The following is a 15,673-nucleotide window of genomic DNA, read 5'->3' as shown; positions in this document are numbered from 1 at the left end:
ACCCTTTCTTCCACTCTCACCCCCATGACCCCCCCCCCCCCCCCCCCCCCCCCCCCCCCCCCCCCCCCCCCCCCACCCCCCCCCCCCCCCCCCCCCCCCCCCCCCCGCAGTGGCAGCGGCACCCCCTCGCGAAGCCGGCCACAGCCCCCTCGTACGAGCAACCGGCGGGCCACCGGGCCGGGCCGGCCGGGCCCCCGCCACGAGAAGGCCGCCCGCATGGGGGAGTGGAACGGACCTTTTCGCGCTGGGCATCCGAGTTGTCAGGCAAGTCGCGGCTTGCCTATGGTGGAATCGTGACAGAGGACGTCTTCAAGGCGCTGGCCGACCCCACCCGTCGGCGCATCCTTGATGAGCTGGTGGAGCGGGACAGCCAGACCCTGTTCGAGATATGCGCGCGGCTGATGACCAGGCACGGTCTGGGGATTTCCCGCCAGGCGGTGAGCCAGCACCTGGCCGTACTCGAATCCGCGGGCCTGGTCCTTTCGCGGCGGCAGGGCCGCTACAAGTTCCACGATCTGAACACCGAACCCCTTGAGTGCATCGTGAACCGGTGGCTCAGGCCCGACGCACAGGAGAAGGACCCATGAGAATCAACCTCACCAGCGTCTTCGTCGACGACCAGGACGTAGCCCAGCGCTTCTACACCGACGTGCTGGGCTTCGTGCTGAAGGAGAACGTTCCGGTGGGCGATGACCGCTGGCTGACCGTGGTCTCGCCGGAAGAGCCCGACGGGACCCAGCTGGTGCTTGAGCCCTCTGGCCACCCGGCGGTGCAGCCGTACAAGACGGCGCTGGTCCAGGACGGCATCCCGGCCACCGCGTTCGCCGTGGACGATGTGCGAGCGGAGTTCGAGCGGCTGCGTGGGCTCGGTGTGCGCTTCACCCAGGAGCCGGTGGAGATGGGCCCGGTCACCGTCGCGGTCTTCGACGACACCTGCGGCAACCTGATCCAGATCATGCAGGGCGGCATGTAAGGCGCGGACCCGCCCAGGCGCACGCCGCGGTTTCCTGGACGGCCGGGTCGACCGGTTGCGGAGTTCGGGGCGGGGCGCCTCCGTCATGAGGTGTGCGCTTCCGCGAAGCCCGTACGCGGCCCCTATCCGGACCATCGCTTACTGGTTCGTCTTGACCTCCTTCATCGTCAGGTGCGATTCGAGGCGCAGAACCGCCGGCAAACCGCTGAGCTTCCGCGTGAGGAACGCTTCGTACGCGGCGTGGTCCGCGACGGCGACGCGGAGGAAGTAGTCGGGGCGCCCGTACATGCGGCGGAACTCTATGACCTCCTCGTACGAGGCCATGGTTTCCTCGAATTCCTCGAAGCTCTTGCGGTCCTGGGCGTAGATCTCGACGGCGACCAGGACCTCCAGGCCGCGGCCCACGGCCTCGGGGTTGATGACGGCCCGGTATCCGGTGATGACGCCCGTCTCTTCCAGCCGCTTGACCCGCCGCAGGCAGGGCGGCGGAGTCAGGCCGACCCGCTTGGACAGCTCGACATTGGTCAGCCGGCCGTCCCGACGCAGATGAAACAGAATTTCCCGATCGACGGCATCGAGGCTCACTTCATTGCTCACAGCGTCATTATAGGGCTGCAATAAGCAACCAAATAAGGCGGAATTCTTCCTAGAATTTCTCCATGCACATGAGCCCGCCCGTCACCGCGGAACGACCGCTGCCCGCGCCCGCCCCTCCAGCCGCGCCCTCGTCGCAGGCGTTCGCGGCCTTCAAGGACTCCGTGGGCGCGGGGCTGGGGTTCGTCACGGTCGGGCTCGCCTTCGGGGCGCTGGTGATGCAGTCGGGCCTGGAGTGGTGGTGGGCGGGGCTGTCCGCGGCGCTCGCGTTCGGCGGATCGTTCGAGTTCCTGCTCATCGGCCTGGTCACCGCCGCGGCCCCGCTCGCGGCGATCGCGGTGTCCGCGTTCATGGTGAACGTCCGGCACGTCTTCTACGCGCTGTCTTTCCCCCTGCACCGCATACCCGGCCGCCTCGGCAAGACGTACAGCACCTTCGCCCTGTGCGACGAGGCGTACGCGCTGGCCGCCGGGGAACAGGCCCGCGCCTGGACCGGCCGGCGCATCGTGTGGCTCCAGTTGTTCCTGCATATGTACTGGGTCGGCAGCGCGGTCGCCGGCGCCCTGCTCGGCTCGCTCATCCCGGAGAGCGTCACCGGCCTGGATTTCGCCCTCACCGCCCTGTTCGCCGTCCTCGCCGTCGACGCCGTCCGTGATCTGCGCGGCGACCTGCCCACCCCCGTACTCGCCCTGCTCAGCGCGCTGGCCGCCCGGCTTCTCTTCCCCGGCGAGATGCTCCTGGCCGCCTTCGGCCTGTTCACGGCCGCCCTCTTGGCCCGCCACTTCGCCACCAGCAGGAACCTGGCAGGCGGCGACGCGAACGGCGGCAACCTGAGCCTGAGCAGCGGCAATCTGACCAGCGGAAATCTGAACAGCAGCCCGGACAACAGCGTCAACCCGAGCAGCAGCAACCCGACCAGCGGGAATCCGAGCCATGCCTGACACGCCCTACGCCATCGCCGCCATTCTCGTCACCGCCGCCGTGACCTGGGGCCTGCGCGCCCTGCCCTTCGCCGCCCTCACCCCGCTCCGGGCCAGCAAGACCGTCCAGTACCTCAGCGTGCGCGTGCCCGCCGGCGTCATGGTGATCCTGCTCGTCTACTGCCTGCGCGACACCCCCCTGACCCACGCCCGCAGCCTGGCCCCGCTGATCGCCCTGGCCGTCACCGTCGGCCTGCACCTGTGGCGCCGCAGCGCGCTGCTGAGCATCCTCGGCGGCACAGCCGTCCATGTGATCCTGGCCAGCACGGTCTTCGCCGCCTGAGCCCCGCCCGGCTCTACGGACCCCTGGCTACGGACCACTGGCTACGGACCACTGGTTACGGGCCCTGGCTACGGACCCCTGGCTACGGCCCCTGGCTACGGACCACTGGTTACGGGCCCCGGCTATACGGGCCTCCCCTGGCTCGTGAACATGTCGATCAGGCCCTGGGGCGCCGTGTCGCCGTACATGAGCTCGTAGAACTCGTTGCCCTCGGCGGCCGCCTCGGCGCTGCGCGGGAACATGGCCTGCTCGTACGCGGCGAGCGCGGCTTCGAGGTCGGCGGGGTGCGCGGCGAGGGCCTGGCCGAGATCGGTGCCGTCCAGCATGGCCAGGTTGGCGCCTTCGCCGTTCGGGACCGCGAGGTGGGCGGCGTCGCCGAGCAGGGTCACCCCCGGCACCCGGTCCCACCGGTGCTCGGTCGGCAGGGTGTGGAGGGGGCGCAGGACCGGCGCGGTGTCGCCGTCGGTGATCAGGGCGGTGAGCTCCGGCGCCCAGCCGTCGAACTCGGCCGCGATGCGCGCGGCGGACGCGTCGGCGTCGGTGAAATCGACGGCGGCGAACCACTCCCGCGGCCTCGACAGCGACACGTAGGTGTGCAGGGTGTCGCCGCTCTCGCGGTGGGCCATGATGCCCCTGCCCGGCGCGAGGGCCATCATCGACCCGCCGCCGACCGCTTGCGCGGTGACGGCGTGCCGGGTGTCGGCGTCGAACAGGTAGGTCTCGACGACCGAGCTGCCCGTGTACTCGGGTGTGGCGTCGGAGAGCAGCGGGCGCACCCGTGACCAGGCGCCGTCCGCGCCGACCAGCAGGCTCGTGGCAACGGTGGAGCCGTCGGCGAAGACCACCTCGTGGCGGCCCTCGCCGAGGGCGCGGGCGCCGCTGACCTTGCGCCCCCACCTGACGGTGCCGGCCGGGAGCGAGTCGAGCAGGATGCGGCGCAGTTCGGCGCGCTGCACCTCGGGGCGGCCGCCCGTACCGTCGTCGTCCTCCTTGATCAGCAGGGTCCCGTCCGGGGCGAGCATCCGCATCTCCTGGCGGCCCTCCAGGATGAGGTCGCGGAACTCGTCCATCAGGTCGGCCGCTTTGAGGGCGAGCTGCCCGTTGTAGTCGTGGATGTCGAGCATGCCGCCCTGCGCGCGAGCCGTCGGGGAAGCCTCCGCCTCGTAGACCGTGGCCGGGATGGCGTGGAGGTGCAGGACGCGGGCCAGGGCGAGTCCGCCGAGCCCGGCGCCGATGATCGTGACGTCAGTGGTCATGGTGATTCCTCTTGCCTGTCGCATGTCTGCGGGAGGAGCGCCCGGCGGGCCAACGCCGCGATTCCTTCTGGAACGTTGTTCCAACCCTCATTGCAGACTGGAGCGGCGTTCCAGGGTTGTCAAGCTGGAACGTGGTTCCAGAGGTATGTCAGGATGGGCGCATGGCAACCACGGCGCGTCGCGCGGAGCGGCGAGAGGAACCGCTCTCGCGGGAGCGCATCGTCGAGGCCGCGATCGAACTCCTCGACACGGCGGGCGAGGGCGGGCTCACGTTCCGCACGCTGGCCGGGCGCCTCGCCACCGGCCCCGGCGCGATCTACTGGCATGTCGCGAGCAAGGGCGAACTCCTCAACGCCGCCACCGACGCCGTCGTCGCCGACGTCATGACCGCCGACACCGCCGGCGCCACCCCGCAGGAAGCGATCCGCACCCTCGCCCTCGGCGTGTTCGACGCGGTCGACGCCCACCCGTGGATCGGCAACGACCTCGCCCGCGCCCCGGCGCGGTCACCGATGCTGCGGATCTTCGAGCGGCTCGGACGTCAGGTCCAGGCGCTCGGGGTGCCCCACGCCGCCCAGTTCACCGCCGTGTCCGCGCTGCAGAGCTACATCCTCGGCACGGGCGGGCAGAACGCGGCCAACGCCCGTGCGCAGCACGTCCACGATCCGGGCACGAACCGGACCGAGTTCCTCGACGCCGCCGCGGTCGCGTGGGCGGATCTCGACCCCGACGAGTACCCGTTCACCCGAGGCGTCGCGGATCAGCTACGCGTGCACGACGACCGGGTGGAGTTCCTCGCGGGCATCGACCTCATCCTCGCCGGGATCGCCTCGCACTGGACGCCGACCGGCCCGGCGCGGTCCTAGCCGGCTCTGTTACCCGCGCGCTCCGTCAAACCGTCTCTTGCGACGCGGCCTCTCGCGACGAAGTCTCGCGCGACGCCGCCTCTTGCGGTGCCGCGTCTCGCGCTGCCGCCTTCTGCTTGTCCGCGCCGCGGTGCGCGCGAACGCCGCGCAGCCCGATGAGGCCGATCGCCGTCCCGAGCAGGAAGGAGACCACGGCGAGCGTCAGGTGCACCCAGAAGTACGCGGTGGGCTTGCCGTCGTCGAAGGCGAGTCCGCTGCCGTCCTTCCACAGGTTCTTGGCGAAGGTCGTCCAGACCACCCAGGACCAGACGCCGAAGGCGAGCAGGAACCAGGAGACGGGGCGGCTGAGCTTCATGGCGGTGTCCTCTGCTGCGGGGGCGTGCCCTGCCAGTATCCGACCGGCGGCCCCGCGCCGTGCGGCGGGGGTGGGGGTGGCCGGCCGCGTGTGCTGCCGCAAACCGCCCGTGCCCGTACGCCCGTACGCCCGTACGGGCATACGGACCGTACGGCCGCCCGGAACGCGGACCATGCGGGCGCGAGGGCCGGCGGGCGGGGGCGGGACCGCCCGCGTTTACACACCGTAGCGGGGGATGGCCGAAACTCACTCACGCTTCGCACGCGAAGTACCACACACACCTCGCTTCCTCTTCAATCACGTATTCAATATGTGAGCGCGTCGAGCGGAGGGGACACGTGTGGTGGGCTTACCGCGGCGGAATGCGTTCCGGCTGCCCAGGCAGCCGGCCTCGGTGGGGCTGGCCCGGCTGCGGGTGTGTGAGCACCTGGCGGCCTGGGGGCGGACCGGCGACGCCGTCGACACGGCCATGCTGGTCGTCTCCGAACTCGCGACCAACGCGGTCCGGCACGGCGCCCTCGGGGACCGGGAGTTCGAAGTGGCCGTCACCGTGCTCGCCGACGGCTCGTGCTTCGTCGAGGTCACCGACTCCGGGCGAAGACCCCCGGTGCCGCGCCTCGTCGGTGACGAGGACGAGTCCGGGCGCGGGCTCCATCTGGTCGAGGCGGTCGCGGAGACCTGGGGGGTATGGCAGCGGGGGTGTTCCGGCAAGACCGTATGGGCGGTTCTGGGGCCGCCGGCGGCAGATGGAACCGTCCGATCCGTATAGGGACCCGATCTTTTGCCCGATTCGCCTGCGCGCGTGCGACGCCTGTGTTTAGGTGATGCGCATCACTGGGTGGAGGGGGCGCAGGGATGCGTGGGGGCCGGTTATGGGCGAGTTTCATGTGTGCGGTCGTGGTGACCGTGGGGGCGGGCGGCTGCCAGCTGGTGGCGCCTGACAAGAAGGACAAGGGGCCGATCACGGTCGGCACGACCGACACGATCACCTCGCTCGACCCGGCCGGGGCGTACGACGCCGGGTCCTGGGAGCTGTTCAGCAACCTCTACCAGTCGCTGATGACCTTCGCACCCGGCTCCGACAAGCCCGTGCCCGACGCGGCCCGCAGCTGCGCCTTCCAGAGCACGGGGCTGCGGACGTACGTCTGCGAGCTGCGCGCCGGGCTCACCTTCGCCGACGGCCGCGAAGTGACGACGGAGGACGTCAAGTACTCCTTCGACCGGATCCAGCGCATCAAGTCGCCGCAGGGGCCCAGCCCGCTCACCGCGAACCTCACCTCGGTGCAGGCCGCCGGCCGCAGGGTGGTCTTCCACCTCAAAGTCCCGGACGCCACCTTCCCGTTCAAGATAGCCACCGGGGCCGGGTCGATCGTCGACCCCCGGAGCTACCCCGCCGACCGGCTCCGCCCGGACAGCGCCGTCAGCGGCTCCGGGCCGTACGTCCTCAAGGAGTACGCGACGGGTGCCACCGCCCGGCTGAAGCCCAACTCCCGCTACCGGGGCTCGGTCAAGAGCGTCGGCGGGGACGTCACCGTGCGCTTCTTCTCCTCCCCGGCCCGCATGAGCCGGGCATGGCGGGACCACACCGTGGACGTCGTGGCCCGGCAGATGCCGCCCACCGACCTCGCGGCGCTCTCGCCCACCGACAACGACGTGCGGGTCATGGAGAACTCCGGAGCCGCCACCCGCTCCATGGTCTTCAACGTGCGCCCCGGCTCGCCGATGAACGACCGCGCCGTGCGGCAGGCCATCGCCGCCGTCGTCGACCGCGAGGCCATCGCCCGCGATGTGCACCACCGCACCGTCGAACCGCTCTACTCCCTCATCCCGCGCGGCCTCACCGGCCACAGCACCCCCTTCTTCGACGCCTACCGGAAGCCCGATCCGGCGCGGGCCCGGAAACTGCTGCGGGACGCCGGGATCACGACCCCGGTCAGCTTCGACCTCGCCTACTCCCAGGGAGCCGCCACCGGCGACGAGGCGGCGACGCTGCGCAAGCAGCTGGAGGCCACCGGGCTGTTCAAGGTGGACGCCAAGTGGGTGGAGTGGAAGGAGTTCCAGCAGGGCTACGCCAAGGGCGCGTACGACGCCTACTGCGTCGGCTGGCTCGCCGACTTCCCCGACCCCGACACCTTCACCGCCCCGCTCGTCGGCGTGGACTCCTCCCTCCACTCCGGCTACCACGATTCCCGCATCGAGCAGTTGATCCGCGACACCGAGCGCGAGGACCTGCGCGGACGCACGGCCGACGACTTCCGGGCCATCCAGAAGACCGTCGCCCAGGACGTGCCGATGCTGCCGCTCTGGCAGAAGAAGGACTACGTGCTCAGCGGCAGGTCAATCTCCGGTACGCAGTATCTGTCGGACGGCACCGGCATCTGGCGGCTGTGGAAGCTCAGCCGGATCTGAGGGGGCGGCGGCCGGGGGAGCGGCGGCCTGCGGGGCTCCCGCCGCCTGTGAAGGCAGAGCCGCCCCGGGGGCCCCGGCCGTCTCCGAAGGCCCGGACTCCGCACCCGCCACGAACAGCCCCACGTCGCGCATCGCCTCCGAGAACACGAGAGCCGGAACGTCCGCCGGAGCGGCCGGGGTCCACGCGCCGCGCGGCCCTGGGCGGTGCTCGAAGCGCACCGGCCCCGTCGCGCAGAGCGGCGGCCCGCCGTCCCGGTCCTCGCCCCCTCCCGGCCCCTCGGCCCCGCCTCCAACGCCGCCCCCGGCCCCGTACCGAACCTCCCCCGGCAGCACCAGCTCCACGAGCAGCCGCGCCCGCCAGAACTCGCCCTCGGCGCGGCGCGAGTCACCCGGCCGGGGCAGCTCCCGCACCGCCTCCGCCCGCCGCTCCGCGTCGGCGTAGCCGATCCGGCCCCCCGTCCAACCGGCCTTCGCCATCAGCGCCTTCGCGGGCCCGTACCGCAGCAGGCGGCCCGCGAAGCGTACGGACTCCTCGGGCGCGCCCTCCTCCGCCCGGCCGGGGCGGCAGGCGTCGCGGAAGATCTGCGGGAACGGCTGTCTCAGCTCGCGGTCCGCCGACTCCTCGCGCCACACGCGCACTTCCTCGGCCCCGGCCCGTACCGGATGCCACAGCCGCAGCAGCGCGCCCGCCTCCACCCGGTCCGCCGTGCCGTCCGCCCCGGCCAGGGCCCAGCCGCCGCCCGTACGCTCCGGGAACCCGGCGGTCCACGCGCCGCCCGCGCCGTCGCTCGCCTCCCACAGCAGCGTACGGGCCGGAGCGCCCGTCACCGGGTGGTCCACGCAGTGCCGGGCCCACTCCTCGGCGGACCAGACCGTGCCCCCGGCCAACTGGTCCGCGAGCCGGTCGCACTCGGCCGGCAGCAGCGCCCGCAGCCGCTTCAACGCCGCGCGCAGCTCGGCCAGTTCCGCGCCGTACTCCGCGCGCAGCGCCTTCGGCGGGGACTTCAGCACCCGGCCCTCGGGCCCCCGGAAGGAGAGGTCGGCTTCGGTGGGGGAGACGGACAGCACCGCCGTGTACGGACCGAGCTGCTCCTCCCGCATGCCGCGCGCGTCCAGCCCCACGGTGTCCACCGACCGCTCGCGCACCCGCCCCGGGGCGACGCCCCCGCGCGCGACGATCTCCTCCAGCGCCCGGTCCACGCCCTTGAGCACCGTGCGGTTGCGGACCTCGTCCCGAACCCGCTCCAACTCCTGTGCGGCCCGCTCACCCTGGGCGCCGCCGAACGTACCGAGCACGGCGACGGCGGCCGTCGCGATCCGCCCATGGCGGCACTGGCCGCCGGACCCGCCCAGCCCGACCCCCGCACGGAGGGCGACGGCCCCCGCCAGGCCGACGGCCCGGTCGGCGCGCTCCGCGTCCGGGCCGCCCCGCGCGCTCTCGGCCGCCGCCCACAGCAGCCCCCGCACCAGCTCGGCGTTGCCCTCCCCGGCGATTCCCCGCGCCCCGGACCGGAGCGGGTGCTCGTCCTGGGCCGCGACGCCCCGCAGCAGCGCCTCCACGGCCTCCCCGCCGCGCGGGGCCGCCCCCAGCAGCACGACCGCCGTCCGCCGCCAGCGCCCGGTCACACGCCCGCCGCCGGGCAGGCGGCGGCAGTGGTCCAGGAGTCCGGCCACGCCCGGGGAGCCGAGCAGCGCGGGATGCGCGGCGCGCATCGCCGGTCCGTACGCGTCGCCGTCGTCGAGGATGTCCGGCGGCAAGCCGCATGACACCACGCCCTCTTCGCCCACCGTCATGGTGCGCATCCCTCCCCGATCCCACCGGCCCCGTACAGAAGACGATAGGCGGCACCACTGACAGCGCTGGGAGTCAGGTCGCCTTTGCGGCCGCCGGGGGCAGGACTGCCGTCGCGGTCGAGGGAGGCGGGACCGCCGTCGCGGTCGACGGGGGCGGGGCCGCCGTCAGGCCGCCGCCGGGGCGCCCTCCGGCGTGAGCGTCCCGCTCACCGCCTCCGCCGGGCCGTACACCGAGCGCCCCGGACGCCACAGTCCCTCAGGGGCGGCCCGGCATCAGAACCGGTCCGGGAAGGCGCGCGCGAGGACCAGAAGACCGACCAGCACGGCCGCGATCACGAGACCGACGACGTTCTCAACAGTCACTGCGCACTCCATGCGTGAGGGTCGGGGCCGGGGCAGAAAGCCGGCTCCCGTAGCGCATCGCGCGCCACTGCCTATAGGGACCCCTGTTGACGGTCCTCTGGCACGTATCGCTCACACTTTGACGCCAATTTGACGCGCTTTCACCCGCTGGGGCGAAACGGGCAGGAGCGCGGGGGACGGTGCGTCCCAACGGCACCTCCGGCCACTCCAATTACTCGCTTACGCTCTGGTAGCAGGGGCGAGCGCCTGCTACGTTCGTTGGTCTGGACCTGGCCCGATGGCTCGACGCAAGGGCGGAAACCTCCCCATGCGGAACGTCGTGGAAGATCCGACCGGGCCGGCCACCGCCCTCGCGAACCGCCGCCGGCCCGGACCACCGCCAGAGCCCCGCCCGCCCGAACACGCCGGAGTACCACGTGCCCAGCCCTTGGACCACCGTCGTCATATCCCCCCACTTCGACGACGCAGCCCTCTCCCTCGCCGGCCTCCTGCGCCGCCTCGACGAGCCGGCCGCGGTCGTCACCGTGCACGCCGCCGCGGCGCCGCCCGACCGCGAACTCTCCTACTGGGACTCGGTCTGCGGCTTCACCTCGACCGTCGAGACCCACCGCGCCCGGCTCGCGGAGGACGCCCGCGCGTGCGCCCTGATGCGCGTCGACCAGGTACTCCTCGACCACGCCGACGGCCCGTACCGCGACAGGGAACCGCTGACCGCGCTGACGGACTTCCTCGCCGGACTGCCGCTCGCCACCCGGGTCCTGCTCCCGCTCGGCACCAACCAGCGCGACCACGCGGCCGTACGGGACCAGGGGCTCGAAGCGCTCGCCGCGCGGCCCGGCGCCGCCGACGCGCCGCGCCCCTGGATCTACGCGGACCTGCCCTACTCCGGCGCGGCGGCCGAGTGGGGCACCGACGACGCGTCGGCCGGGCTGGAGCGCAGCGGCAGCGGCGGCGCGTACCGGGAGCTGAGCGCCCGGTACCGCCTTGAGGTGGTGCGGGACGTACGGCTGGACGACGAGGAGTGGATCGCCAAGCGCGAGGCCGTCCTGTGCTACACCTCCCAACTCGCCCCGGTGGCCGTCGACCACAAGGCATTCCTCCGCCGCCCCGGCCCCCTCCAGACCGAACTGGTCTGGGAACTGAGCTGACCCGCCGCCGTCCGTCCCGGCATGCAGGATGGACATGCCGGTGAACTCGGGACGCGGCAGCGCGCGGTGCCGCACGGCGAAGGGCCCCGCCCCCGTCCGGAGACGGAAGCGGGGCCCAGCGCGTACGGAGAGGACTCCGGGCGAAGCTCAGAAGCGGCGCGTGATCAGGGCGCGCTTGACTTCCTGGATGGCCTTCGTGACCTCGATGCCGCGGGGGCACGCGTCGGTGCAGTTGAAGGTGGTCCGGCAGCGCCAGACGCCGTCCTTGTCGTTGAGGATCTCCAGCCGCTGCTCGCCGCCCTCGTCGCGCGAGTCGAAGATGAAGCGGTGCGCGTTGACGATCGCCGCCGGGCCGAAGTACTGGCCGTCGTTCCAGAACACCGGGCACGAGGACGTGCACGCGGCGCACAGGATGCACTTGGTGGTGTCGTCGAAGCGCTCGCGGTCCTCGGCGGTCTGGTGGCGCTCGCGGGTCGGCTCGTTGCCCGTGGTGATCAGGAACGGCATGACGTCGCGGTACGCCTGGAAGAACGGCTCCATGTCGACCACGAGGTCCTTGAGGACCGTGAGGCCCTTGATGGCCTCGACCGTGATCGGCTTGTCCGGGTTTATGTCCTTGATCAGCGTCTTGCACGCGAGGCGGTTCTTGCCGTTGATGCGCATTGCGTCGGAGCCGCAGATGCCGTGCGCGCAGGAGCGCCGGAAGGTCAGCGTCCCGTCCAGCTCCCACTTGATCTTGTGGAGAGCGTCGAGGACCCGCTCCTTGGGGTCGATCTGCAGCTGGAAGTCCTCCCAGACCGCCTCCGCGGAGACCTCCGGGTTGAACCGGCGGATCCGGAAGGTGGCCGTGACCATGTGGCCCTGGTCGGCCTCCAGCGCGTCCAACGAGGCCGAATGCCCGTCGGTCTTGTCAAGCGTGGGGGTGCTCATCAGTACTTACGCTCCATCGGCTGGTAGCGGGTCTGCACGACCGGCTTGTAGTCGAGGCGGATCGTCTCGTTGCCGGAGGAGTCCGTCTCGCGGTACGCCATGGTGTGCCGCATGAAGTTGACGTCGTCGCGGTTCGGGTAGTCCTCGCGGTAGTGACCGCCGCGCGACTCCTTGCGGGCCAGCGCGGATACGGCCATGACCTCGGCCAGGTCGAGCAGGTTGCCCAGCTCGATGGCCTCCAACAGGTCGGTGTTGAACCGCTTGCCCTTGTCCTGCACGGACACGTTCTTGTAGCGCTCGCGCAGCTCGCCGATGGTCTCCACGGCAGTCTTGATCGTCTGCTCGGTGCGGAAGACCATCACATTGGCGTCCATGCACTCCTGGAGCGCCTTGCGCAGCTCGGTGACGCGCTCGGTGCCCGTGGAGTCGCGCAGGGACTCGACCTGCGAGGCGACCAGCGACGCCGGGTCCTCGGGCAGCTCGACGTAGTCGCTCTTCGCCGCGTACTCGGCGGCGGCGATGCCCGCCCGGCGGCCGAAGACGTTGATGTCGAGCAGCGAGTTGGTGCCCAGCCGGTTGGCGCCGTGCACGGAGACGCAGGCGACCTCGCCGGCGGCGTACAGGCCCGGCACGACGGTGGTGTTGTCGAGGAGCACCTCGCCCTCGACGTTGGTCGGGATGCCGCCCATGGCGTAGTGCGCGGTCGGCTGGATCGGGATCGGGTCCGTGTAGGGCTCGATGCCCAGGTACGTACGCGCGAACTCGGTGATGTCCGGCAGCTTGGCGTCCAGCTGCTCCGGCGGCAGGTGGGTCAGGTCCAGATAGACGTGGTCGCCGTCGGGGCCGCAGCCGCGGCCCTCGCGGATCTCCGTGTAGATGGAGCGGGAGACCACATCGCGGGAGGCGAGGTCCTTCATGACGGGCGCGTACTTCTCCATGAAGCGCTCGCCGTCCTTGTTGCGAAGGATGCCGCCCTCGCCGCGCGCGCCCTCGGTCAGGAGGATGCCCATCCGCCAGATGCCTGTCGGGTGGAACTGGAAGAACTCCATGTCCTCCAGCGGCAGCCCGCGGCGGTAGGCCGCGGCCTGGCCGTCACCGGTCAGGGTGTGCGCGTTGGAGGTCACCTTGAAGAACTTGCCGGTGCCGCCGGAGGCGAAGATGATCGCCTTCGCCTGGAAGACGTGGATCTCGCCGGTCGCCAGCTCGTACGCGACGACGCCGGCGGCCTTCTTGACCCCGTCCACCTCCTGGAGCAGCAGGTCCAGGACGTAGAACTCGTTGTAGAACTCCACGCCCTCCTTGACGCAGTTCTGGTACAGCGTCTGGAGGATCATGTGGCCGGTGCGGTCCGAGGCGTAGCAGGACCGGCGGACGGGGGCCTCGCCGTGGTTACGGCTGTGGCCGCCGAAGCGTCGCTGGTCGATGGTGCCGTCGGGCGTCCGGTTGAACGGCAGGCCCATCCGCTCCAGGTCGAGGACCGAGTCGATGGCCTCCTTCGCCAGGATCTCGGCGGCGTCCTGGTCGACCAGGTAGTCGCCGCCCTTGATCGTGTCGAAGGTGTGCCACTCCCAGTTGTCCTCCTCGACGTTGGCGAGGGCGGCGGCCATGCCGCCCTGCGCCGCGCCGGTGTGGGAGCGGGTCGGGTAGAGCTTGGTCAGCACGGCGGTGCGGCTGCGCTTCGTCGACTCGATGGCCGCGCGCATGCCGGCACCGCCGGCGCCGACGATCACGGTGTCGTACTTGTGAATCTTCATGGGTTAAGCCTCAGCCCCGGGGTCTACTGGATGTTCGGGTCGAAGGTGAAGATCACCAGCGTGCCCAGAAGGACGGTGAACACCGTGGCGGTGTACAGCAGCATCTTCAGCCAGAAGCGGGTGTTGTCCCGCTGCGCGTAGTCGTTGATGACCGTGCGCAGGCCGTTGGCGCCGTGCAGCATCGCGAGCCACAGCATCGTGAGGTCCCACACCTGCCAGAACGGCGAGGCCCAGCGGCCGGCGACGAACGCGAAGCCGATCTTGGAGACGCCGCCGTCCAGCACGAGCTGGATCAGCAGGTGGCCGAGGACCAGGACGACCAGCACGATGCCGGACAGGCGCATGAAGAGCCAGCCGTACATCTCGAAGTTGGTGCGGGTCGACTTGGGGGTCTTCTTGGTGCGGGCGCGGGGCGGCTCGATCACCGGAGCCGGGTGGTCCGCGTCGTACAGCGACACGGAGTCGTGCGGCGTTGTGGTCTCTGCGGAGGACATCTCAGCTCCCGAACAGCGTGCGCAGCGTGTGCTGCAGCACGGGGTAGAAAGCGCCGGCCATCAGCACGACCCAGACGCCGACGACGGTCCAGAGCAGCTGCTTCTGGTACTTCGGGCCCTTCGACCAGAAATCCACGGCGATGACCCGGAGGCCGTTGAGCGCGTGGAAGAGGATGGCGGCCACGAGGCCGTACTCCATCACGTTGACGATGGGCGTCTTGTACGTCGCTACGACGTCGTCGTACGCCTGGGGAGAGACGCGGACGAGAGCGGTGTCGAGGACGTGCACGAACAGGAAGAAGAAAATGAGGACGCCAGTGACTCGATGAGCCACCCAGGACCACATGCCTTCCCGGCCGCGGTACAGCGTTCCAGCCGGCACTGAAAACCCTCCGGGAGCGGGGATTGGGGGCTGCCGCCAGCTTCTAACGAGTAAGAGAGGAGCACTGTCGGTCGGGCCCGGCCGGGTACGGTCCACCGGCCCTGGCCATCGTAGCGACGACGTGTCGGTTCGTTCGCCCGGGGTCCTTAGGTGTGATCAAACAGGCACGTACGGCCTACTCGCGAGGGGTGCGGGCCGCCCTGGAAGCCCGATTTCCGGGCGTATGTCCGTACGGGCGTTCGATGCGACCGGTACGCGTGCGGCGCGTCGGGCCCTCGTGTTCGACGCGGCCGGCGTGTGCGCGGCGCGTCGGAGGGGCGCTCACGCCCCCGGGCACCCCTGCGTGTCCGGTACGGGCGCGGCCTCCGTGACGAGCCGGGCCAGCCGGCCGCGGGCGAGTCGGCGCGTCTCGTCGGCTGTGACGGCGCGCTCCTCGTCGGGCTCGTGGGTGAGCCGGACGCGGATGGCGGCCAGCACCTGACCCAGCGCCTCCTCCGGCGCGAAACTGTCCAGGCAGATCACGAAGACATGGCCGAATTTACTCTCGTACGCGGCGTGCGCGGCCCGTAGCGCGGTGTATGCGGCGAGGGTGCCGGGCCCCGGCGGGCCGGCCGGGTCGCCGCTGTCGGCGGCCAGCGGCGGGTGGTGCGCGGCGTGCTCGCCCGCGAGTGCCTCGGCGAGGTCCGCGGGGGTGAGGTCGTAGGCGGCCTCGTCGGCGGCGGCGAGCAGCGCGTCCAGGTCGGGGTAGGGGCGGTGCGCCGCGATCCGCTCGATCCACCGGCGGCTGCCGCAGCAGGCGCGCAGCGCTTCCTCGGCCGCTCGGGGCGCGGCGGAGTTGAGACGGTCGAGGCCGTGGTGCATGAATTCCTCGGGTGGATCGGGTGGGTAAGGGGAGGGGAGAGGGAGGGGGACAGGAGAGGGAGAGGGAAGGGGGGAGCGTGAAGGGTGGGGCGCGGGGGATTGAGTCGTCACCGTAGCGATGCAACTCGGCCACTGTCCGACGGATGCGCGAATTTCACCCGGACGTGAGGCCCTACGGGCGCGTAAGTGACGGCTGAAGGGGCAACACCCAATACCTTCGCCCCGAAATCA

17 protein-coding genes and 1 pseudogene are annotated in these 15,673 nt (G+C 71.3%); 8 read left to right on the top strand and 10 right to left on the bottom strand.

Annotation, left to right across the window (positions count from 1 at the left end; genetic code table 11):
* Positions 1-293: 293 nt before the first annotated feature.
* Both AC07AB_RS28895 and AC07AB_RS28890 read left to right on the top strand, forming a co-directional pair.
* Positions 294-587, top strand: a complete 294-nt coding sequence (locus AC07AB_RS28895; protein WP_478572693.1) for an ArsR/SmtB family transcription factor — start codon at positions 294-296, stop codon at positions 585-587.
* Positions 584-973, top strand: coding sequence for a VOC family protein (locus AC07AB_RS28890; RefSeq protein ID WP_478572690.1), 390 nt, complete (start codon positions 584-586; stop codon positions 971-973). Before AC07AB_RS28895 ends, AC07AB_RS28890 begins: the two co-directional genes overlap by 4 nt.
* Before the next feature lie 138 nt (positions 974-1,111).
* On the opposite strand, the gene AC07AB_RS28885 is transcribed toward AC07AB_RS28890, so the two are convergent.
* Positions 1,112-1,570 (bottom strand): Lrp/AsnC family transcriptional regulator, encoded by a 459-nt coding sequence (locus AC07AB_RS28885; protein ID WP_478572687.1) that lies wholly within the window; start codon positions 1,568-1,570, stop codon positions 1,112-1,114.
* 62 nt (positions 1,571-1,632) lie between these two features.
* Here AC07AB_RS28885 and AC07AB_RS28880 point away from each other — a divergent pair, with 62 nt between their 5' ends.
* Positions 1,633-2,508, top strand: a complete 876-nt coding sequence (locus AC07AB_RS28880; protein WP_478572684.1) for an AzlC family ABC transporter permease — start codon at positions 1,633-1,635, stop codon at positions 2,506-2,508.
* Positions 2,501-2,830 (top strand): branched-chain amino acid transporter permease, encoded by a 330-nt coding sequence (locus tag AC07AB_RS28875; RefSeq protein ID WP_478572681.1) that lies wholly within the window; start codon positions 2,501-2,503, stop codon positions 2,828-2,830. The genes AC07AB_RS28880 and AC07AB_RS28875 overlap by 8 nt, the downstream gene beginning before the upstream one ends.
* A gap of 122 nt (positions 2,831-2,952) precedes the next feature.
* Here AC07AB_RS28875 and AC07AB_RS28870 read toward each other — a convergent pair whose 3' ends face one another.
* Entirely contained in the window at positions 2,953-4,086 is a 1,134-nt protein-coding gene (locus AC07AB_RS28870) for an FAD-dependent oxidoreductase (protein WP_478572678.1), read from the bottom strand.
* 161 nt (positions 4,087-4,247) lie between these two features.
* Here AC07AB_RS28870 and AC07AB_RS28865 point away from each other — a divergent pair, with 161 nt between their 5' ends.
* On the top strand, positions 4,248-4,952 hold the full coding sequence (locus AC07AB_RS28865) for a TetR/AcrR family transcriptional regulator (RefSeq protein ID WP_478572675.1): 705 nt from the start codon (positions 4,248-4,250) through the stop codon (positions 4,950-4,952).
* Positions 4,953-5,079: 127 nt separating this feature from the next.
* On the opposite strand, the pseudogene AC07AB_RS28860 reads toward AC07AB_RS28865, so the two are convergent.
* Positions 5,080-5,307, bottom strand: a pseudogene (locus AC07AB_RS28860) (SCO4848 family membrane protein); the annotation flags it as partial.
* Between the two features lie 340 nt (positions 5,308-5,647).
* Between AC07AB_RS28860 and AC07AB_RS28855 the strand changes: the two are divergent.
* Positions 5,648-6,076: an ATP-binding protein gene (locus tag AC07AB_RS28855; RefSeq protein WP_478572672.1), complete on the top strand. Its 429-nt coding sequence runs from the start codon at positions 5,648-5,650 to the stop codon at positions 6,074-6,076.
* 116 nt (positions 6,077-6,192) lie between these two features.
* Positions 6,193-7,716: an ABC transporter substrate-binding protein gene (locus AC07AB_RS28850; RefSeq protein WP_478572669.1), complete on the top strand. Its 1,524-nt coding sequence runs from the start codon at positions 6,193-6,195 to the stop codon at positions 7,714-7,716.
* Here the strand turns inward: AC07AB_RS28850 and AC07AB_RS28845 are convergent.
* A complete protein-coding gene (locus AC07AB_RS28845) occupies positions 7,645-9,510 on the bottom strand; it encodes a DUF4132 domain-containing protein (RefSeq protein ID WP_478572667.1) in 1,866 nt (621 codons plus the stop codon). The two genes, AC07AB_RS28850 and AC07AB_RS28845, sit on opposite strands and share 72 nt — an antisense overlap.
* 273 nt (positions 9,511-9,783) lie before the next feature.
* A complete protein-coding gene (locus tag AC07AB_RS28840) occupies positions 9,784-9,873 on the bottom strand; it encodes a K(+)-transporting ATPase subunit F (RefSeq protein WP_478572664.1) in 90 nt (29 codons plus the stop codon).
* A 416-nt stretch (positions 9,874-10,289) separates the two neighbouring features.
* Here AC07AB_RS28840 and AC07AB_RS28835 point away from each other — a divergent pair, with 416 nt between their 5' ends.
* Complete coding sequence (locus AC07AB_RS28835; RefSeq protein ID WP_478572662.1) at positions 10,290-11,021, top strand: PIG-L family deacetylase; 732 nt, start codon at positions 10,290-10,292, stop codon at positions 11,019-11,021.
* A gap of 147 nt (positions 11,022-11,168) precedes the next feature.
* Here AC07AB_RS28835 and AC07AB_RS28830 read toward each other — a convergent pair whose 3' ends face one another.
* The 5 genes from AC07AB_RS28830 to AC07AB_RS28810 form a co-directional block, all read right to left on the bottom strand.
* On the bottom strand, positions 11,169-11,951 hold the full coding sequence (locus tag AC07AB_RS28830; protein WP_478572659.1) for a succinate dehydrogenase iron-sulfur subunit: 783 nt from the start codon (positions 11,949-11,951) through the stop codon (positions 11,169-11,171).
* Entirely contained in the window at positions 11,951-13,705 is a 1,755-nt protein-coding gene (gene sdhA / locus AC07AB_RS28825; protein ID WP_478572656.1) for a succinate dehydrogenase flavoprotein subunit, read from the bottom strand. Before sdhA ends, AC07AB_RS28830 begins: the two co-directional genes overlap by 1 nt.
* Positions 13,706-13,728: 23 nt before the next feature.
* Positions 13,729-14,199 (bottom strand): succinate dehydrogenase hydrophobic membrane anchor subunit, encoded by a 471-nt coding sequence (locus AC07AB_RS28820; protein WP_030893260.1) that lies wholly within the window; start codon positions 14,197-14,199, stop codon positions 13,729-13,731.
* Between the two features lies 1 nt (position 14,200).
* Positions 14,201-14,581 (bottom strand): succinate dehydrogenase, cytochrome b556 subunit, encoded by a 381-nt coding sequence (gene sdhC, locus AC07AB_RS28815; protein ID WP_363133459.1) that lies wholly within the window; start codon positions 14,579-14,581, stop codon positions 14,201-14,203.
* Positions 14,582-14,902: 321 nt separating this feature from the next.
* Positions 14,903-15,442, bottom strand: a complete 540-nt coding sequence (locus AC07AB_RS28810; protein ID WP_478572653.1) for a 2-oxo-4-hydroxy-4-carboxy-5-ureidoimidazoline decarboxylase — start codon at positions 15,440-15,442, stop codon at positions 14,903-14,905.
* Positions 15,443-15,673 lie beyond the last annotated feature (231 nt).

The sequence above is a fragment of the Streptomyces sp. NPDC044033 genome, from assembly GCF_056434425.1.
The sequence above is the reverse complement of the archived record's forward strand: the minus strand, read 5'-3'. Positions and strand labels throughout refer to the sequence as shown.